This is a genomic window from Bradyrhizobium sp. 137 (assembly GCF_023074095.1).
Classification (GTDB): domain Bacteria; phylum Pseudomonadota; class Alphaproteobacteria; order Rhizobiales; family Xanthobacteraceae; genus Bradyrhizobium.
This window is the reverse complement of the sequence record NZ_JADPKU010000129.1, coordinates 187,131-206,271: the sequence shown is the minus strand read 5'-3', so window position 1 is coordinate 206,271 and position 19,141 is coordinate 187,131. Positions and strand designations below refer to the sequence as shown.

The 19,141-nt window shown below is 63.7% G+C and carries 17 protein-coding genes; 7 read left to right on the top strand and 10 right to left on the bottom strand.

Annotation, left to right across the window (positions count from 1 at the left end; translation table 11 throughout):
* Window positions 1–26 precede the first annotated feature (26 nt).
* Both IVA78_RS33485 and guaA read right to left on the bottom strand, forming a co-directional pair.
* The gene (locus IVA78_RS33485; protein WP_247281680.1) at window positions 27–1,718 is read right to left on the bottom strand and encodes an AIPR family protein; all 1,692 of its coding nucleotides are present in this window, start codon (window positions 1,716–1,718) and stop codon (window positions 27–29) included.
* 62 nt (window positions 1,719–1,780) lie between these two features.
* Window positions 1,781–3,379 carry a glutamine-hydrolyzing GMP synthase gene (gene guaA / locus IVA78_RS33480; protein WP_247276967.1) on the bottom strand — a complete coding sequence of 533 codons (1,599 nt, stop codon included), beginning with the start codon at window positions 3,377–3,379 and terminating at the stop codon, window positions 1,781–1,783.
* Window positions 3,380–3,527: 148 nt separating this feature from the next.
* Here guaA and IVA78_RS33475 point away from each other — a divergent pair, with 148 nt between their 5' ends.
* The 3 genes from IVA78_RS33475 to IVA78_RS33465 all read left to right on the top strand — a co-directional run bounded on the left by IVA78_RS33475 (window position 3,528) and on the right by IVA78_RS33465 (window position 4,954).
* A complete protein-coding gene (locus IVA78_RS33475; protein WP_247276966.1) occupies window positions 3,528–3,899 on the top strand; it encodes a nuclear transport factor 2 family protein in 372 nt (123 codons plus the stop codon).
* A gap of 245 nt (window positions 3,900–4,144) precedes the next feature.
* Window positions 4,145–4,477, top strand: a complete 333-nt coding sequence (locus tag IVA78_RS33470; RefSeq protein ID WP_247449243.1) for a DHCW motif cupin fold protein — start codon at window positions 4,145–4,147, stop codon at window positions 4,475–4,477.
* A gap of 267 nt (window positions 4,478–4,744) precedes the next feature.
* Window positions 4,745–4,954: a cold-shock protein gene (locus tag IVA78_RS33465; RefSeq protein WP_008141931.1), complete on the top strand. Its 210-nt coding sequence runs from the start codon at window positions 4,745–4,747 to the stop codon at window positions 4,952–4,954.
* 115 nt (window positions 4,955–5,069) lie between these two features.
* Here IVA78_RS33465 and IVA78_RS33460 read toward each other — a convergent pair whose 3' ends face one another.
* Together IVA78_RS33460 and IVA78_RS33455 are read right to left on the bottom strand one after the other, a co-directional pair.
* Window positions 5,070–6,371 carry an RsmB/NOP family class I SAM-dependent RNA methyltransferase gene (locus tag IVA78_RS33460; RefSeq protein ID WP_247276965.1) on the bottom strand — a complete coding sequence of 434 codons (1,302 nt, stop codon included), beginning with the start codon at window positions 6,369–6,371 and terminating at the stop codon, window positions 5,070–5,072.
* A 34-nt stretch (window positions 6,372–6,405) separates the two neighbouring features.
* Window positions 6,406–6,828: an MAPEG family protein gene (locus tag IVA78_RS33455; RefSeq protein ID WP_128262063.1), complete on the bottom strand. Its 423-nt coding sequence runs from the start codon at window positions 6,826–6,828 to the stop codon at window positions 6,406–6,408.
* Between the two features lie 295 nt (window positions 6,829–7,123).
* Between IVA78_RS33455 and IVA78_RS33450 the strand changes: the two genes are divergently transcribed.
* A complete protein-coding gene (locus IVA78_RS33450) occupies window positions 7,124–7,966 on the top strand; it encodes a metallophosphoesterase (RefSeq protein ID WP_247276963.1) in 843 nt (280 codons plus the stop codon).
* A gap of 15 nt (window positions 7,967–7,981) precedes the next feature.
* Here the strand turns inward: IVA78_RS33450 and IVA78_RS33445 are convergent, their stop codons facing one another.
* The 3 genes from IVA78_RS33445 to guaB form a co-directional block, all read right to left on the bottom strand.
* A complete protein-coding gene (locus tag IVA78_RS33445; protein ID WP_247276962.1) occupies window positions 7,982–8,275 on the bottom strand; it encodes a hypothetical protein in 294 nt (97 codons plus the stop codon).
* Window positions 8,276–8,420: 145 nt separating this feature from the next.
* The gene (locus IVA78_RS33440; RefSeq protein ID WP_247276961.1) at window positions 8,421–9,443 is read right to left on the bottom strand and encodes an NADP-dependent oxidoreductase; all 1,023 of its coding nucleotides are present in this window, start codon (window positions 9,441–9,443) and stop codon (window positions 8,421–8,423) included.
* 262 nt (window positions 9,444–9,705) lie between these two features.
* Window positions 9,706–11,199, bottom strand: a complete 1,494-nt coding sequence (gene guaB / locus IVA78_RS33435; RefSeq protein WP_247276960.1) for an IMP dehydrogenase — start codon at window positions 11,197–11,199, stop codon at window positions 9,706–9,708.
* A gap of 415 nt (window positions 11,200–11,614) precedes the next feature.
* On the opposite strand from guaB, the gene IVA78_RS33430 reads away from it, so the two are divergent.
* On the top strand, window positions 11,615–13,105 hold the full coding sequence (locus IVA78_RS33430) for an MFS transporter (protein ID WP_247276959.1): 1,491 nt from the start codon (window positions 11,615–11,617) through the stop codon (window positions 13,103–13,105).
* Window positions 13,106–13,239: 134 nt separating this feature from the next.
* On the opposite strand, the gene IVA78_RS33425 is transcribed toward IVA78_RS33430, so the two are convergent.
* Together IVA78_RS33425 and IVA78_RS33420 are read right to left on the bottom strand one after the other, a co-directional pair.
* Complete coding sequence (locus tag IVA78_RS33425) at window positions 13,240–13,938, bottom strand: RlmE family RNA methyltransferase (RefSeq protein WP_247276958.1); 699 nt, start codon at window positions 13,936–13,938, stop codon at window positions 13,240–13,242.
* A 1-nt stretch (window position 13,939) separates the two neighbouring features.
* On the bottom strand, window positions 13,940–15,013 hold the full coding sequence (locus IVA78_RS33420) for a Ppx/GppA phosphatase family protein (RefSeq protein ID WP_247276957.1): 1,074 nt from the start codon (window positions 15,011–15,013) through the stop codon (window positions 13,940–13,942).
* Window positions 15,014–15,221: 208 nt separating this feature from the next.
* Between IVA78_RS33420 and IVA78_RS33415 the strand changes: the two genes are divergently transcribed.
* Complete coding sequence (locus IVA78_RS33415) at window positions 15,222–17,594, top strand: xanthine dehydrogenase family protein molybdopterin-binding subunit (RefSeq protein WP_247469460.1); 2,373 nt, start codon at window positions 15,222–15,224, stop codon at window positions 17,592–17,594.
* Window positions 17,595–17,743: 149 nt separating this feature from the next.
* Here IVA78_RS33415 and IVA78_RS33410 read toward each other — a convergent pair whose 3' ends face one another.
* The gene (locus IVA78_RS33410) at window positions 17,744–18,544 is read right to left on the bottom strand and encodes a hypothetical protein (RefSeq protein WP_247276955.1); all 801 of its coding nucleotides are present in this window, start codon (window positions 18,542–18,544) and stop codon (window positions 17,744–17,746) included.
* A gap of 104 nt (window positions 18,545–18,648) precedes the next feature.
* On the opposite strand from IVA78_RS33410, the gene IVA78_RS33405 reads away from it, so the two are divergent.
* Complete coding sequence (locus IVA78_RS33405; RefSeq protein WP_247276954.1) at window positions 18,649–19,140, top strand: YaiI/YqxD family protein; 492 nt, start codon at window positions 18,649–18,651, stop codon at window positions 19,138–19,140.
* Window position 19,141 lies beyond the last annotated feature (1 nt).

The window sequence follows — 19,141 nt, the reverse complement described above, 5'->3', positions numbered from 1 at the left end:
CGAAACAGCTCGAGCACAGGACCGAGTCACACCATCGAAAGGGCCTCGTTTAAGATGGTCTGGCGCTTCAATCGGTCTAGAGATACCTCTCCTAAGGCCTGATAAATTTCCACGACCTTATTGAAAACCAAAGTCGCTGGCTGACCATGCTGGCCCATCGCCCCAATGATTTGGGCCGCTTCCACTTCCGCTCGCTTAGAGTTTAGCTGTGGGACAGTTTTACTACTTACGATCGCGCGAACCAGTGGCAACATGTGCCATTTAAAGCGTTTCATGTTCTGTGGAATGGTGCTGTTCGAAACAAGCAGATTGAAACGGTACATGGTCAAACACGATGCATAAAAGACCGACTCCTTCGTCTCGTCGGCAAAAATAGATTTCGTCAGCTCTTCGTACATCTGTTTCGGATATCGGGCAGCCAGTTCGGGCCGATTGCAAAACATTGCCGCCACACACTTCGCGGCATTGTGAAGAGAAAAGATTCTCGTTGCCGGGATATCTTGTCCGACGTACTGGCGATCTCGCCGTTCGAGATGAAGCCGACTCTCCATGCCATCGTAAGTGTTGAAGTACTGCTCAACTCGCTTGATTATTGGACGCAATGAAAGGAACTGCGTATCCTCCACTTTCGTCTGACTATTTGTTGCACGGACTAGCTCAGAGAAAACGTCCTCAAGCTGCGTCTTCACCACTTTGATGTTGACCATAACGTCGCCCAACGCATTGCGATTTTCAAAGAGCACGTTGGACGTCTGACATCCGTTGACGATCTGGTAGTTACGTAGATGCAGGGTGGTACCCTGCAATTTGATATCGGGACTGACGATTGTGATTCCGTTGTTCAATACTGGAAACCGGCTCGCCGCCTCTGATCCCAGAGTTGCCGCGATGGATTGGTTGACCGGATTATCGTGACCGAGGAACGAACGGACGTTCTCCTCGAATACCTGCGTCCGCAAATTTCCATCGTCCGACACAAGGAGGTTAGTTACAAAGTCGCTCGCCCGAACCACAGCCAAGTAAGCTTCGTCAATTCCGGCAATGTTCGGTAGGGCCGCTGTACTGAAAGCAGGCAAGCTCGCGTCAATCCCGGAGTACGTACTCACCCACATTCGTGTGAGTTCGTCTCGGTCGATAAACCGGACGTCAATGTCGTGAAACAAACCAAGCTCTTTAAGCTGAATTTGAAAATCAGCTAACGCGGTCTCAAGGGCCGCTGGTTTCTGATAAAGGCCGGTCGTGACAAAGCGCGCAGTCAACGAAGGCTTGCCGTTCCGAATTTTCGGCACTTCGTTGACTACAACGTCGAAGATTTGCCGTGCCTCTATCAATACATCATTAGTTACGAGGTAGGGCGATTGAGTCGCAAAACGAAGTATCGCCTCTTTGAACTTGAGAAAATCACCGAGATCGAAACCTTCGGACCGCTTAGCCTGAATAAACTGAACATCGACGTCGTGGTTTCGCCGAGACGAAGAAAAAATGTCCTTTGCGTCTTCGTTAGAAGTTGTAACGATCTCATCAATGACAATGGCGGCCCCATCGATCCCATCCTCGCCCGCCCCTGCGGAAATGTCGTCGAGATCGAACGCAGCGCTATAGCGCGACGAAAGAACACAGTAGATCGCAAACTTCTCAAACTGAATTGATTCTTCGTCCGCTTCGAGTCCTTGACTCTGAACAAAACTGTTTAGATGCGCCTTTATAATTCTATGCATCTATTGTTGCTCCTCAAAGCGCCTCAACACCGGCGAGACCACATTGGCCTCAACTCGCCCCCCTACTCCCACTCAATCGTCCCCGGTGGCTTGCTCGTCACGTCATACACCACCCGGTTCACGCCCTTCACCTCGTTGATGATGCGCGTGGCGGTCTCGCCCAAGAACTTCATGTCGAACTGGTAGAAGTCCGCGGTCATGCCGTCGGTGGAGGTGACGGCGCGCAGGCCGACGACGTAGTCGTAGGTGCGGCCGTCGCCCATGACGCCGACGGTCTTGACGGGGAGCAGCACGGCAAAGGCCTGCCAGATCTCGTCGTAGAGGCCTGCTTTCCGGATCTGATCGATGTAGACGGCGTCGGCCTTGCGCAGGATGTCGAGCTTGTCTTTGGTGATTTCGCCGGGGCAGCGGATGGCGAGGCCCGGGCCCGGGAACGGGTGGCGGCCAACGAAGATTTCGGGAAGGCCGAGCTCGCGGCCCAGCTTACGCACCTCGTCCTTGAACAGCTCGCGCAAGGGCTCGACGAGCTTCATGTTCATGCGCTCGGGCAGGCCACCGACATTGTGGTGCGACTTGATTGTCACCGAGGGGCCGCCAGTGAAGGAGACGCTCTCGATCACGTCAGGATAGAGCGTGCCCTGCGCGAGGAAGTCGGCGCCGCCGATCTTCTTGGCCTCCTCTTCAAACACCTCGATGAAGAGGCGGCCGATGGTCTTGCGCTTCGTTTCCGGATCGGTGACGCCTTCGAGCTCGCCGAGGAACTGCTTCGAGGCATCCACGTGCACGAGCGGGATGTTGTAATGGTGGCGGAACAGGTCGACCACGGTCTTGGCTTCGTCGAGGCGCAAAAGGCCATGATCGACGAAGACGCAGGTGAGCTGGTCGCCGATCGCCTCGTGAATCAGCACGGCCGCGACGGCTGAATCGACGCCGCCGGAAAGGCCGCAGATCACCTTGCCTTTGCCGACCTGCTGGCGGATTTTTTGGATCTCCTCCTCGCGGAAGGCGCGCATGGTCCAGTCGCCGGAAAGGCCGGCGATCCTACGCACGAAGTTGCGGATCAGTTTCGCGCCGTCGGGCGTGTGCACCACTTCCGGGTGGAACATCAGGCCGTAATATTTGCGCGTCTCGTCCTGGATGATGGCGAACGGCGCGTTCGGCGAGGTGCCGGCCACCGAGAAGCCCGGCGGCATCCTGGTGATCCGGTCGCCATGGCTCATCCAGACCTGATTCTTGCCGCCTGGTGACCAGACGTCCTCGAACAGCTTGCTCGGCGCCTTCACCTCGACATCGGCGCGGCCGAATTCGCGGTGATGGCCGCCCTCGACCTCGCCGCCGAGTTGGGCTGCCATGGTCATCTGGCCGTAGCAGATGCCCATCACCGGCACGCCGGAATCGAAGATCGCTTGCGGGACGCGGGGCGAGCCGGCCTCGTGCACCGACTCTGGCCCGCCGGAGAGGATCACCGCCTTCGGTTTCATCTCGTTGAAGGCGGCTTCGGCCTTGTTGAACGGGACGATCTCGCAATAGACGCCGTCCTCGCGCACGCGGCGCGCGATCAGCTGCGTCACCTGGCTGCCGAAGTCGACGATAAGAATCTTGTCGTGCGCCGAGGCCACCGAGGGCGTCGACGTGGAGCGGTCGTTTTGTGCTGCTGTCATGGCCAGCAGATACGCGACACGGGAGCCGCCCGCAACCGCGCGAGCGCGCGCCCCACATCCTTCTTTGGGCATGGACAAAGCCATATAGGTAAGTAATATTGACCTATTGTGCCCTCCTCTCAAACATGGGCCGAACAGGGAGAACGCCATGTCTCAGCATCATCAGCCAACAACGCTCGCCGCACTCGGTCGCAGCTGGATCGAGGCCTGGAATGCGCGCGACCTCGAACGCGTGCTCACGCTCTATGACGAGGCGGCCGTGATGACGTCGGACCGCATCCCCGTGATGGGGTTCGATGCCAGCGGCACCGTGCGCGGCAAGGACGCGCTTCGCGCCTATTGGGGCAAGGCGCTGGGGCTTTTGCCGAACCTGCATTTCTCGCTGATCGATGTGTTCGTCAGCCCGGACAGCGTGGTCGTGTTCTACGAGAACGAGCGGGGGAAGCGGATCTGCGAATATCTGCGGGTGAACGCCGAAGGGCTGATCGTGCAGGGGTCGGCCAATCATTTGGCGGCCTAGGCCCCGGTTCGGAAGGCCGCGCCGCCCTCGCTGTCATTCCCCGCGAAAGCGGGCAATCCAGTACGCCGCGGCTTCTCGGCTCGATCGTTGCCGCCCCTGGAATACTGGATCGCCCGCCCCAGTGCGCAAGTGCGCACAAGGCTGGCGATGACAGTGTGAATGAGGAAGGGTTCGTGACTCCCACACGCGGTGACGGAGACCGCGGTGTGCGCTAACAACACTGCCGACACCGATAGGACTGCGCCATGAAACTTCCGGCATCCCCGTTCACCGTGACCGACTGGAGCCAAGTCGAACCCAGCACGCATCCCGGCGAGACCGGCGAGGCCAAGTGGCGGACGCTCAATATCGGCGAACTCCGGGTGCGGATGGTGGAGTATTCGCCGGGCTATCTCGCCGATCATTGGTGCGATCGCGGTCACGTGCTCTACGTGCTGAAGGGCGAGCTCGACTCGGAGCTGCGCGACGGGCGCAAGTTCAAGCTGACGGCGGGGATGAGCTACCAGGTCTCGGATTTCGGCGACGCCGCGCACCGGTCCTCGACGGCGGTGGGTGCGACGCTCTTCATCGTCGATTGAGAGGCGCGAGGGCGGCAAATTTGCACCGCAAAATAGCAAACGCGCGCGACATGCCGAGCCACGGGTGGTGCCTTGAACTGGCCCCAAATTCTCGCTATATTGTGATCATCGATACTTGGCCGAACGACTGGGCCGCTTCGCTTCGTTGCTGACGGGCGCGCACGCTTCAGATGAATTCTCCAAACATCGACTCATCAGGGACTATGGGCGCAATGCTGCGTACCGGTCTGCGTGCGTATCCTCTCTAACTAACTAAAGGACATTCCCATGGCTATGGGCACCGTGAAGTGGTTCAACACCCAAAAGGGTTATGGTTTCATTCAGCCGGACGACGGCCAAAAGGACGTATTCGTGCACATCAGCGCCGTCGAGCGCGCTGGCCTCTCCTCCCTCAACGAGGGTCAGAAGGTCTCGTTCGACATCGTCGCCGACCGCCGCAGCGGCAAGTCCTCGGCTGACAATCTCCGCGTCGGCTAACGCCCGCGCAAGGCGCTTCTGACCACGGACGTACCGGTCAGAAGCGGTTAGCGAATACAGGCCCCGCGACCGGATTCGGTTCGTGGGGCTTTTATTTTGGGCGCCGCTGGCGCGGTCAGCCCGATTTCCTCAGCACCGACACGAAGAACCCGTCCGTCCCGGTCCGCCGCGGCGTCATCAGCCAGCCTTCATCCGATTGCAGTGCGGCCTCGCCAAACGCCTCCGCCTTGTCCCAGAGCACGCTCGCGGTCTGCTCGGGCGGGACGACCGTGAACTCGGAATGGCGGCCAGTGAACGCCCTCACCTGCTCACCGTTCTCTTCCGGCAGCACCGAGCAGGTGATGTAGGCGATGCGGCCCCCCGGCTTCACCAGCGGAACCGCGCGCTCCAGCACCTCGGCCTGGTCGCGCAGGCGAATCTCCAGGGCGCCCGGCCGCATGCGCCATTTGGCGTCGGGGTTGCGGCGCCAGGTGCCGGTTCCCGTGCAGGGCGCGTCGATGACGACGAGATCGGCGGTGCTGCGGATGTCGGCAAGCGGATCGGCGTCGCCCTTGGGCGTGCGGACATCGGCATTGTGGACGCCGGCGCGCGATAGCCGCTCGTGGATCGGGGCGAGCTGGCGCTTGTCACGGTCGGTGGCGATCAGCCGGCCCTTGCCCTGCATCAGGGCGGCGAGCGCCAGCGTCTTGCCGCCGGCGCCGGCGCAGAGGTCGATCACCTGCTCGCCGGGTTTTGCCGCAGTGAACTGGGCTGCAAGCTGCGATCCCTCATCCTGCACCTCAATGGCGCCCTTGATGAAATCCTCCTCGGCCTGGATGCCCGGGTTGCGCGCGTCGGCCGAAAGCTCGATGCGAAGGCCGGTTGCGGACCAAGGCGTCGGTTTTGCATGAAGATGAGCAAGTGCACGCAGCACCTTGTCCCGATTGGACTTTAGCGTGTTGACGCGCAGGTCGAGCGGGGCCCGGCTCGCCATCGCCGCGGCCTCGGCGGCACGGTCCTCGCCGAATACTTTTGCAAGGTGGGCATCGAGCCAGTCTGGATAGTCGCCGGCCACGGCGGCGGGGGCGTCCTTGAGGGAACGCGAGGCGAGCGCGGCCTGCTCGGCTTCCGTCAACGGCTCTGGCGCAAACCGGCTGCCATCGAACATCGCGGCCATGGTGGCCGTGTCCATGTTGCGCTCGAGGCGGAGCATGCCGATCAGCCGCGCCCGCGCGGTATCGGCATCCATCAGGTACGCGCTCGAGGCGTAACGGCGCAGCACGTCCCAGACCAGGCCGGCGATGGCGGCGCGGTCGCCGGAACCGGCGAAGCGGTGCGCGGTGCCCCACTCCTTCAGCGCCTTGGCCGCAGGCACGCGGTCCTTCTCGATGGTGTCGATCAATTCGATGGCTGCGGACAGCCGGGCAGCGGGCGTCATTTCAAATCTTTCAAAAAGATTGGCGCACAGGCGCCTAGATCAGCAAGAGCAGCTTCAGCGCGAAATAGATCCACATCGCCAACAGCACCAGCACGCCGGCAAGCCAGACCGTGGAGCGCCGGCCGAGATCGTTGGAGGAGACGAAAACGCCGGCATGGGCAAAGCGCGTCACCACGAACACCCAGGACATCAGCACGATGAAGAGATCGGCACGGCGCAGCGGCAATGCCAGTGCGATCAGGACGTAGAACAGCACCGGCAGTTCGAACTGGTTGCGGTAGCAATTGGCGATTTGTGTGGCGCCCTTCGGCCAGTTCGGCTCGCCGAGTGCAATGTCGCGGATCTTGGTCTCGCCCGAAACCAGCGTCTTGCGGCGCGCGACGACCATGCCGATCAAGAGCGCGAAGGTGAGAGCGACCTGCACGAAGACCGGCAGCAGGACCATCTGAACAGACATCGGAACTTTCCCGGAAGGCGAAATGCCGCCGACCGTCATTAGCTGCGAGTTTTGGCGCTGACAATGAACGACTTGAACCCGTGTTCCCGCTCTCGCGATCAAATGTCGATCGTTAAGGCGATTTCGGTGCCCGCGGGCCGCCAGGCGAGAGGCCGCATCGCCTCGCCGCTCCGCCGGCGCCGTCGCCCCGCAGGACGGCTACACGATCCGCTATCGCGTGCTTTAAACTTTGTTCGTTGCGACGCATGCCCGCACCGTCATGGTTCCGACGCGTGAGAACCGGTATGATGAACGCATGTCCGAATTTCGCCTCACGCAGATTTCCGACACCCATCTCGGCCGGCGCTTTCCCGGCCTGATCGCCAACTTCCACCGCGTCAGCGAGCACATCGACGCCATCAGGCCCGACCTCGTCGTCAATACCGGCGATGTCTCGTTCGACGGTCCGACCGGCGTGGACGATGTCGCATTCGCGAAAAGCCTGCACGATGCCCTGCCCGTCGCCTGCCGCTATCTCCCCGGCAATCACGACATCGGCGACAATCCAACCATGATTGGACCGGCGCCGAAGCCGCCGGTCAGCGAGGCGCACCGCCGGCAATTCTGCGACATCATCGGCGAGGACCATTGGGCGTTCGAGGCTGCCGGCTGGTGCTTCATCGGCCTCAATTCACTTGTCATGAATTCAGGGCTCGCCTTGGAGGCCGAACAATTCGAATGGCTGGCCCGCGAGATCGCGCGCACCACTGGAAAGCCGGTCGCGCTGTTCCTGCACAAGCCGCTGTTTCTCAACCTGCCGGAAGATCCCGAAACGCCGGAAACCGCGATCCGCTATGTGCCGCAGCCGGCCCGGGCGCGACTGATCGAGATGTTTGAGCGCGTCGATCTCCGCCTCATCGCCAGCGGTCATGTGCACCAGCGGCGCGACTTCACCCATCGTCACACCCGCCATGTCTGGGCGCCGTCGGCCGGCTTCGTCATCAACGATGCGCGACAGGACCGGATCGCGATCAAGGAAGTCGGCCTCGTCGAGTATCGTTTCCAGCCCGATAGTTTTGAGGTCCGCCACGTCAGGGCCGCGGGCCAGGTCGATGTCGACATCGAGGAGCTCCTCGCCCAGATGGGCGACGAGCACTAATGCGTGCTTGACGGCTCAGGCGACGAGGTCCTGCTGGATCGCGGCCAGCAAGGATTGCAGCGCCTCGCTGTTGACCGTCTTGGCCGTGGGATCCTTGGCAGGCTGGACCCTGGCCGGCTGGGCGGCTTTGACCGGACGCTTCGGGAATGGCGGCGGCAGCGCCGGCAGCGCTGGACGAATGAAATCGCCCTCCTCGTCGACATGCACGAATTTGCCATGGATGACGTCGTCGCGCCGGCCCATGACGAACATGGTCGCCCAATAGCCGGCTGCCAGCACGATTACGCAGAAAATACCAATCTCTAACATCGCAGCACCTAAAATATGCGCGATGATTCAATGCCTTCACCTCGGGGTCAATGAACACCGGTCACACCTGCGGCTTTTGCCGCCAGGTGTGACCATTTGGTGACTCTTTCTTAACCATACCCGCCGGCGTGTGGCCCCGGCGCAGCTAGACCTTGTCCGGTCCGACCCGCACCAGCTGCTTGCCGAAATTGGCGCCCTTCAAGAGGCCCATGAAGGCGCCGGGCGCGCTCTCCAGGCCCTCGGTGACGAACTCCTTGTATTTCACCTTGCCCTCGCGGACCCAGGCCGACATGTCGCGCAGGAAATCGCCATGGCGCGCGGCGAAGTCGGAGACGATGAAGCCGCGGAAGGTCAGGCGCTTGGTCAGGGTCGCGCGCATCAAGGATGCGGCCCATTTTGGCGGCTTGGCCTCGGTGTCGTTGTAATGCGCGATCAGGCCGCAGACCGGCACGCGCGCGAAGGGGTTGAGCAGCGGGAACACCGCCTCGAACACCGCGCCGCCGACATTCTCGAAATAGACGTCGATGCCCTTCGGGCAGGCGTCCTTGAGCTTGGCCGCGAGATCGGGGCTGCGGTGATCGATGCAGGCATCGAAGCCGAGCTCCTTGACGACGTAATCACACTTGTCCTTGCCGCCGGCGATGCCGACCGCGCGCGCGCCCTTGATCTTCGCGATCTGGCCGACGGCCGAGCCGACCGCACCTGAGGCGCCGGCGACGACGACGGTCTCGCCGGGTTGCGGCTTGCCGATGTCGAGCAGGCCCGTATAGGCGGTCATGCCGGGCATGCCGAGCACGCCGATCGACGTCGAGATCGGGCCGAGCTTGGGATCGACCTTGATCAATCCTTTGCCGTTCGAGATTGCGTGGGTCTGCCAGCCGGAGCGGATGCGCACGATATTGCCTACCGCGAAATCCGGATTGTTGGACGCCGCGACCTCGCTGACCGCCTCGCCTTCCATCACGCCGCCGATCGGCACCGGTGCGGCGTAGGATGGCCCCTCGCTCATGCGCCCGCGCATATAGGGATCAAGCGACAGCCAGATCGTGCGCAGCAGGACCTCGCCTGCCGCAGGCGTCGGCACCGCGAAATCCTCCAGACGAAAATCAGACGGCTTGGGTTCGCCGACGGGACGCGCGGCGAGAACGATGCGTTTGCCTTGGGACATGATGGCTTCCTCCGGAGTTTCTTCGTTGCGAGCGAAGCGGAGGGAGCGAGGCGCGTCAATACAAAAGCAGTGGAGGGATGGTCGGGGAGGCATGCGCCGTTCTCGTGTCCCGGACGCGCTGCAGCGCTCTTGCCCTGCTGCGCAGAGCTGGGACCCACGCAGCACGGATGATTGCCCAGTATGGAAGAACACTGGGCCCCGGCTCTGCAGCGCACCGCTGAAAGAGCGCTGCGCTGCATCCGGGGCACGAGAGCGAAAACGACTAACCCCCGCCCGGATAGTTCGGTGCTTCGCGCGTAATGGTGACGTCGTGGACGTGGCTTTCGCGCAGGCCCGCGCCGGTGATGCGGACGAACTGGGCCTTCTGGTGCAGCTCCTTCATGTCGCGCGCACCGACATAGCCCATCGCGGCGCGCAAGCCGCCGGCGAGCTGGTGCATGACGTTACCGACCGGGCCTTTGTAGGGTACCTGGCCCTCGATGCCCTCAGGCACGAGCTTGAGCGCGTCCTTGATGTCCTGCTGGAAGTAGCGATCGGCCGAGCCGCGCGCCATCGCGCCGACCGAGCCCATGCCGCGATAGGCCTTGTAGGAGCGGCCCTGCCACAAAAACACTTCGCCCGGCGTCTCGTCGGTGCCGGCGAGCAGCGAGCCGACCATGGCGATGTCGGCGCCGGCGGCAAGCGCCTTGGCGAGATCGCCGGAGAACTTGATGCCACCGTCGGCGATCACCGGAATGTCGGACTTCTTCGCAGCTTCCACCGCATCCATGATCGCGGTGAGCTGCGGCACGCCGACGCCGGCGACGATGCGCGTGGTGCAGATCGAGCCCGGGCCGATGCCGACCTTGATGCAATCCGCACCCGCGTCGATCAGTGCCTGCGCGCCTTCGGTGGTGGCAACGTTGCCGGCAACGACCTGCACGGAATTGGAGAGACGCTTGATGCGGTTGACGGCGTGCAGCACGTGGCGGGAATGGCCGTGCGCGGTGTCGACGACGACGAGGTCGACGCCGGCATCGATCAGGCGCTCGGTGCGCTCGAAGCCGGTGTCGCCGACAGTGGTGGCAGCAGCAACACGCAGGCGGCCCTGCGCATCCTTGCAGGCGAGCGGATGGGCCACCGCCTTTTCCATGTCCTTTACGGTGATGAGCCCGACGCAGCGATATTGCTCGTCGACCACGAGCAGCTTCTCGATGCGATGCTGGTGCAGCATCCGCCGCGCCTCGTCCTGGCTGACATTCTCGCGCACCGTGACGAGATTTTCGTGCGTCATCAGCTCGGAGATTTTCTGCTGCCGGTTGGTCGCAAACCGCACGTCGCGGTTGGTGAGAATGCCGACCAGCTTGCCCGGCGTGGACTTGCCGGCGCCGGTGACGACGGGAATGCCGGAGATGCCGTGATCGCTCATCAGCTTGAGTGCGTCGTCGAGCGTCGCCTCGGGGCTGATGGTGAGCGGGTTCACCACCATACCCGACTCGTAGCGCTTGACCTGCCGCACCTGGGCAGCCTGCCCGTCGGGATCGAAATTGCGATGGATGACGCCGAGGCCGCCGGCCTGCGCCATGGCGATCGCCATCCGCGCCTCCGTGACGGTGTCCATGGCGGAGGCCATGATCGGGATGTTGAGCGGAATGGCGCGGGTGACGCGGGAACGGATGTCGACCTCGCCCGGCATGACGTCCGACAGGCCCGGCTTCAACAGCACGTCGTCGAACGTGAAGGCTTCGCGAATGCCTTGAAGTTGCACCGTGGCCATCTGCCAACTCCTTCCTGCGGCCCTGCCGCAAATAGCTATGGATGAGCGCCGCCCTCGGCGTGCCTTGCGGCATCGCCGGAGAATCGGAGCCCATCGGTGGGGTTGACGCGGGTCGATAGCACGGCCGCGTGACGAATCAAAGCAATTCGGACCGCCGGCCAGCCATGCACAGGCTTTTTGGGCAGATTCAGCGGGGATAGCCTGTGCGCGCCCCCACCCACCGTCATTCCGGGCTGGCGCCAGAAGGGGACCGGCAATGACGAGGGAGCGCGACTCCCCGGGGTGCAACCGTTGAAGCGGGTCACACCGTTACGCGGGATTTAGGTGCTATGCGTTGTTGCGCAATGGTCCCGGCCTGACGGGGGTGATAAGCCGCAAGTCCACTCTTCCTTCCGATTTTCATTACCAATCCGTCATGGTCGACAAGCAACGCGTCATTCCGCTGATCGTGGCCACTGCTCTCTTCATGGAGAACATGGACTCGACGGTGATCGCCACCTCGCTGCCGGCGATCGCGGCCGACATCGGCACCAGTCCCCTGACGCTGAAGCTCGCGATCACCTCCTATCTGCTGTCGCTGGCAGTGTTCATCCCGGCGAGCGGTTGGACCGCCGACCGCTTCGGCGCGCGCATGGTGTTCGCGATCGCGGTCGGCGTGTTCATGGTCGGCTCGGTCGGCTGCGCGCTCTCGACCTCGGTCACCGATTTCGTGTTCGCGCGCATCCTGCAAGGAATGGGCGGGGCCATGATGACGCCGGTCGGGCGTCTCGTGCTGCTGCGTTCGGTCGACAAGAGCGCGCTGGTCAACGCGATGGCCTGGGTGACGGTCCCTGCCCTGATCGGCCCGGTGATCGGCCCGCCGCTCGGCGGCTTCATCACCACCTACGCCTCCTGGCACTGGATCTTCCTGATCAACATCCCGATCGGGCTGCTCGGCATCTTCATGGCGCTGCGCTTCATCGATCCCATCAAGAGCGAGACTCAGGAACCATTCGACCTCTACGGCATGATGCTGGCGGGCATCGGACTGGCCGGCATCGCGTTTGGTCTCTCCGTCGCCGGGCTCAACCTGCTGCCCTGGAGCACGGTTGCCGCGCTGGTGGTGGGCGGCGCGATCTCTATGGCGCTCTACGTCATCCACGCAAGGCGGACGGGATCGCCGGTGCTGGATTTTTCGCTGCTGAAGCTGCCGACGCTACGCGCGGCCGTGCTCGGCGGCTTCATGTTCCGGCTCGGCATCGGCGCGCTGCCCTTCCTGCTGCCGCTCCTGATGCAGATCGGCTTCGGCCTGTCGCCGTTCCACTCCGGCCTCGTCACCTTCGCCTCCTCGCTCGGCGCCATGGGCATGAAGACGCTGGCGGCGCGCATCATCCGCGCCTTTGGCTTCCGCAATCTGATGACGGTGAACGCGATCATCAGCGCATTCTTCCTCGGCGTCTGCGCGCTGTTCACGGTGACGACGCCGCTGCTCATCATCATGGTGATCCTGGTGGTCGGCGGCTTCTTCCGCTCGCTGGAGTTCACCGCCATCAACACGGTCGCCTATGCCGATGTCGAGACCGCCCAGATGAGCCGGGCCACCACGCTGGTCAGCGTCAACCAGCAGCTCGCGGTCTCTGCCGGCGTCGCCGTCGGCGCGGCCTGTGTCGAGACGACCATGTGGTTCAGTCATGTCAGCGAGCTCAACGCCACCGTGTTCGCGCCGGCCTTTGTCGTGGTCGCGCTGACCTCGGCGGCCTCGAGCTGGTTCTTCTGGCAGATGCCCGCTGACGCCGGTCACGAGATCTCCGGCCGCAAGGCGGCGGAGATCGCAAGCCGCAAAGGTGCCGGCAAGGGCGCAGAGAAGGCAGCGCTCAAGGCGGCGAGCGAGGATACCCAGGACGTGCGGGATCAGCGGCTGGGGTGAGTTCCTTCGGTCATTCCGGGGCGATGCGTAGCATCGAGCCCGGAATCTCCGGAATTTATTGTGCCGCGGAGCGCGAGGAGAAATGGATTCCCGGCTCGCCTCTTCGAGGCGCCCCGGAATGACAGCGCTTGTGGTTACGCCTTCGCCTCGCCCCGAAACCCCGTCGCCAGCACGTAGCGTTCCGAGGAATCCTGGCGGCTCGCGGCCGGCTTGACGTGACGCACGGCGGTGAAATCGCGCTTGAGCTGGGCGAGCAGATCGGCGTCGGCACCGCTCTGGAAGGTCTTTGCCAGGAAACTGCCGCCGGGCTTGAGCACGTCGCAGGCAAAGGCCGCCGCGGTCTCGACGAGACCGACGATGCGGAGCTGGTCGGTCTTGCGGTGGCCGGTGGTGTTGGCCGCCATGTCGGACATCACGACGTCGGCGCCGCCGCCCAGCATCGCGGTGAGCTTCTCGGGGGCGTCATTGTCCATGAAGTCGAGCTGCGCGAAATCGACGCCCGGGATCTCCGGCATCTCCAGCAGGTCGATCGCAACGACCTTGCCCTTGCCTTCCGCGGAGCCGACGCGCTTGGCCGCGATCTGGCTCCAGCCGCCGGGCGCGGCGCCGAGATCGACCACGGCCAGGCCTGGCTTGAGAAGACGGAACTTGTCGTCGATCTCCAAGAGCTTGAACGCCGCGCGCGAGCGATAGCCCGCCGCCTTGGCTTTCGCGACATAGGGATCGTTGAGCTGCCGCTCCAGCCACAGCTTCGACGAGAGCTTGCGCTTGCCGCCGGTCTTGACCTTGGTCTTGACTTGGACGTGCAAGCGGCCGGTGGTGTCCTTGGCCATCTCACCAGCTCCTGAGAGCGCCGTCCTCGCGCATCATCTCGACCAGCATGCCTTCGCGCAGGCCCCGATCGGCGACGCGGAGACGCGGCAGCGGAAAGGCGCGCCTAATAGCATCGAGGATGGCGCAGCCGGCGAGCACGAGATCGGCACGCTCGATGCTGATGCAGCTGTTGCCGGCACGCTCCTCGTAGCTCATACCGAGCAGCTTGTTGATGGTCGCGGTGATGTCGGAATCGTTCATCCAGATGCTGTCGATGCGACGGCGGTCGTAGCGCGCGAGGTTGAGATGGATGCCGGCGAGCGTGGTTACCGTGCCCGAGGTGCCCAGCAGATGCATGTCGGCGAGATCGCCGCCATGCTCTTCCGCAAACGGCGCGACGTAACTCGCAACCTCCTGCTCCATCGCGGCATAGATCTCCGAGGTCACGTCGCGGCCGCCGAACTGCTCGGCGAGCGTGACGACGCCAAGCGGGATCGACATCCAGGCTTTTATGCGCGGCTGGGGATTTTGCGGATCGCGCTCGATCCGCACCAGTTCGGTCGAGCCGCCGCCGATGTCGAACAGGATCGCGCCGCGTCCCCTGGGGTCCACCAGCGGCGAACAGCCGAGCACGGCGAGCGCCGCTTCGGTCTCGCGATCGATCACCTCCAGCTCGATGCCGGTCTCGGCCGCGACACGGCTGCGGAAACCTTCCGCATTCGAGGCTGCGCGGCAGGCTTCGGTCGCGATCAGGCGCAGCCGCCGCGCCTTGCGCAAATTGATCTTGTCGCGGCAGATGCTGAGCGCCGCGATGGCGCGCTCGATCGCCGCCTCGCTGATGCATCCCGTTGCCGAGACGCCCTCGCCGAGCCGGATGATGCGCGAGAAGGAATCGACTACGCGAAAGCCGTCCTGGGTCGGACAGGCGATCAGGAGCCGGCAATTGTTGGTGCCGAGGTCCAGCGCCGCATAGACGCCGGTTCCCGGCGCCTGCGCGCCGACGGCCGGTACAGTGGCCAACGCCACCGCCGCCATCGACCCCTCCAGCTCACCGTGCAGCCCAAGGCCGTCGCGGAGCCGCGTGTGGTCATTCATACAAACTGTCTTTCCGCGACCCATCGGGCCGATCTGGAATTGCTTTTCGCCTGAAACATTAGCAGCGCAGCAGGTCTGCGCAACATCGCATCACATGGGACCATGCCCATTCGTGCGTTGTCGTGAACGGGGCCGTGGGTTATTTCAGTGAGGTCCGGTCTCCCGCTGCCGCGAAAATGCGCAAATACCGGCTTTTCAGGTCAACTCGATGCAAGAACACACCAAATCGTCCGCGCTCGAAAACGCCATTGCACTGCAAAAATATGGCGTCGGGCAGCCCGTCCGACGTAAGGAGGACGACACGCTGGTGCGCGGCAAAGGCCGCTATACCGATGATTTCAACCTGCCCGGCCAGGCCTATGCCGTTGTCGTCCGTTCCACCCATGCCCATGGCATCATCCGCGGCATCGACATTGATGCCGCCAAGGCGATGCCGGGCGTGCTGGGGGTATGGACCGGCACGGATCTCGATGCAGCCGGCTACGGCCCCTTCACCTGCGGCCTGCCGCTGAAGAGCCGCGACGGCTCGCCCCTGCTTCAGACCAACCGTCAGCCGCTGGCGACCGACAAGGTCCGCTTCGTCGGCGATCCCGTCGCCTTCGTGGTGGCAGAGACGCTGGCCCAGGCGCGCGATGCGGCCGAGGCCGTCGAGGTCGACATCGAGCCGCTGCCGGCAGTGACGGACCCCGAGGAGGCGGCCAAGCCCGGCGCGCCGCAGCTCTACGACCATATCCCGAACAACGTCGCGCTCGACTACCACTATGGCGACATGGAGAAGGTCAACGCGGCGTTTGCCAGCGCCGCCCATGTCACCAAGCTCGATATAGAGAATACCCGCGTCGCGGTGGTTTCGATGGAGCCGCGCGTGGGGCTTGCCTCCTACGACAAGAAGACCGAGCGCTACACGCTTCAGGTGCCGACGCAGGGTGTCGCCGGCAACCGGGCCAATCTCGCCAAGAACCTGAAAGTGCCGAACGAGAAGGTACGCATCCTCACCGCCAATGTCGGCGGCTCCTTCGGCATGAAGAACATCAACTATCCCGAGTACATGTGCATCCTGTACGCGGCGAAGGCGCTGGAGCGGCCGGTGAAATGGCTGGACGAGCGCTCCACCAGCTTTCTCTCCGACAGCCACGGCCGTGCACAAAAGATCCATGCGGAGCTCGCGCTCGATGCCGAGGGGCATTTCCTCGCGGCCAAGCTCTCCGGCTACGGCAATCTCGGCGCCTACATCACTGGCGTTGCGCCGGGGCCGCTCTCGCTCAACACCGGCAAGAATTTTTCCAGCGTCTATCGCACGCCGATCATGGCGGTCGACATCAAGACGGTTTTGACCAACACCACGCTGATGGGCGCCTATCGCGGCGCCGGTCGGCCCGAGGCGAACTATTACATGGAGCGGCTGATCGACCGCGCCGCCGACGAGATGGGCATCAACCGACTGACCTTGCGCAAGCGCAACTTCATCAAGCCGGACCAGATGCCGTTCGCGGCCTCCTCCGGCGTCACCTATGACAGCGGCGACTTCCAGGCCGTGTTCAACAAGGCACTCGAAATCTCCGACCACGAGAATTTCGCGAAGCGCAAGAAGGAAAGCAAAAAGGCCGGCAAGCTGCGCGGCATCGCGGTCGGCTCCTATCTGGAGGTCACGGCCCCGCCGAGCCCCGAGCTCGGCAAGATCGTGTTCGACCCTGACGGCACCGTGCAGCTCATCACCGGCACGCTCGATTACGGCCAGGGCCACGCGACGCCGTTTGCGCAAGTTTTGAGCGAGCAGCTCGGGGTGCCCTTCGAGCGCGTCAAGCTCGTCCAGGGCGACAGCGACATCGTGCACGCTGGCAACGGCACCGGCGGTTCGCGCTCGATCACCGCCAGCGGCATGGCGATCGTGGGCGCCGCCAAGCTCGTGATCGAAAAGGGCAAGCGCGCCGCCGCGCACATGCTGGAGGCATCCGAGGCAGACATCGAGTTCGAAGGCGGCCGCTTCACCATCGCTGGCACCGATCGCAGCATCGACATCATGGAGCTGGCGCAGCGCCTGCATGGTGGCAAGGTGCCGGAGGGCGTGCCTGACAGCCTCGACGTCGACCACACCAGCGAGCCGGTGCCGTCGGCCTTCCCGAACGGCTGCCACGTCGCCGAGGTCGAGATCGATCCGGAGACCGGCGTGGTGCAGATCGTGCGCTACAGCGCGGTCAACGATTTCGGCACGGTGATCAATCCGATGCTGGTCGCAGGCCAGCTCCATGGCGGCATCGTCCAGGGCATCGGCCAGGCGCTGATGGAGCAGATCCGCTACGACGACAGCGGCCAGCCGATCACGGGCTCGCTGATGGACTACGCGCTGCCGCGCGCCGAGGATGTGCCGAACATGACGGTCGGCGATCATCCGGTGCCGGCCACGACCAATCCGCTCGGCAGCAAGGGCTGCGGTGAAGCCGGCTGCGCCGGCAGCCTGTCGACGGTGGTCAACGCGGTGCTTGACGCGCTTTCAGAGTACGGCATCAAGCACATCGACATGCCGCTCACGCCGGAGCGGGTGTGGCGGGCGATCCAAGAGGCGAAGGCCAAGGCGGCGTAAGGGCCGCGCTTCTTCGATCGTCATGGCCGGGCTTGACGCCGTCCTTAAATCTCACCTCGTCATTCCGGGGCGGTCCGCAGGACCGAACCCGGAATCTCGAGATTCCGGGTTCGATGCTTCGCATCGCCCCGGAATGACGGTGTCGGTAATTACGCCGCCGCCTGCTCGCGTGGCTGATAGATCGCGGTGTGCTGGCAGTGCGCCAGCGGCGTGGTGCCGTTGGCGACAACCAGCGCGTCGAGCTCGACGAAGCGGTGGCCCTTCTTCTCGTAATTCGCGGTGACTCTTGCCCGCGCGCTGATCTCGTCGCCAGCGCGCGCGGCCGCCAGCAATTGCATACGGCTACCGACGTGAATCCACGGCCCCAGAATGGTGTTGTCGACCAGCACGCGGTTCATGACGCGCTGGATCAGGCCGGGATGGCCGAGCCCCTCGCATGCGAAGATCGGATCGGTCTCCCTGATGTCGGCGAGATAGTCGGCCGCATCCTGTCCAGCCCAGCGACGCGGAATCGTGCCCAGCCATTTCCCCGTTTCGAACGTCGCCGGACTGACTGGCGCGCGCTCGGCAACAACAGGCACCTCGACATAATCGCTCAGCGAAATCGCCGGCGCCGCCGCTGGCAACGTGGCCGTGCCGGTCGCACAAAGCTCGGTGCGACTGAACACCTCGATCGTCAGTAGGCCGTTGTGCTCGGTGGCATCGACATCGGCGGTCTCGCCGTCATAGACCGGCTTGATGAAGCGCGCCTCGACCAGTCCGCGGGTGAGGAAGTCGCGGCCCCAGCGGGCAATCGGCACGTGCATCATGTAGGCGAAGACATCGACGCCCGGCACCAGCCCGCCGGAAAAGCCGAAACGGCGCGCCACCGTGTCGTCGTGCATCTTGTTCTCGGACTGCTTTGCAGTGTTGTAGGCTTCGACGCGATAGGTTTCGAGCCGGTCCGGCATGGCTGGCGTTCCCCGTTCTTGTTGTTTCGGAGCTGATCGTAGAGCCCAGGGAACACCGGTCAATCCCCTCGCCTTTGCGGCCCGAATGGGGTACCACGCGGCCAATGACTGACACCCCCACCCGCATCTATGTCGATGCCGACGCCTGTCCGGTGAAGGACGAGATCTACCGCGTCGCGCTCCGCCACGGCGTGCCCGTGAGCGTGGTTGCCGGGAATCTCATCCGCGTGCCCCAAGAGCCCCTGATCCAGCGCATCGCCGCCGGTCCGGGCATGGACGCGGCCGACGACTGGATCGCGGAGCGCGCCAAGCCCGGCGATGTTGTCGTGACATCAGACATTCCGCTGGCCAGCCGCTGCGTCAAGGCGGGTGCCGACGTGATCGCACCGAACGGCAAGCCGTTCACGGAGGAATCCATCGGCATGACGCTGGCGGTGCGCAACCTCATGACGGATCTGCGTTCGGCCGGCGAAGTCACCGGCGGCCCGCGCTCGTTCGCGCCGCGCGACCGTTCCGCATTCCTCTCGGCGCTCGACCAGACGCTGCGCCGGATTCAGCGCCGCCGCGCTGATGCGGCCGCAACCAGTCAGAGCTGAC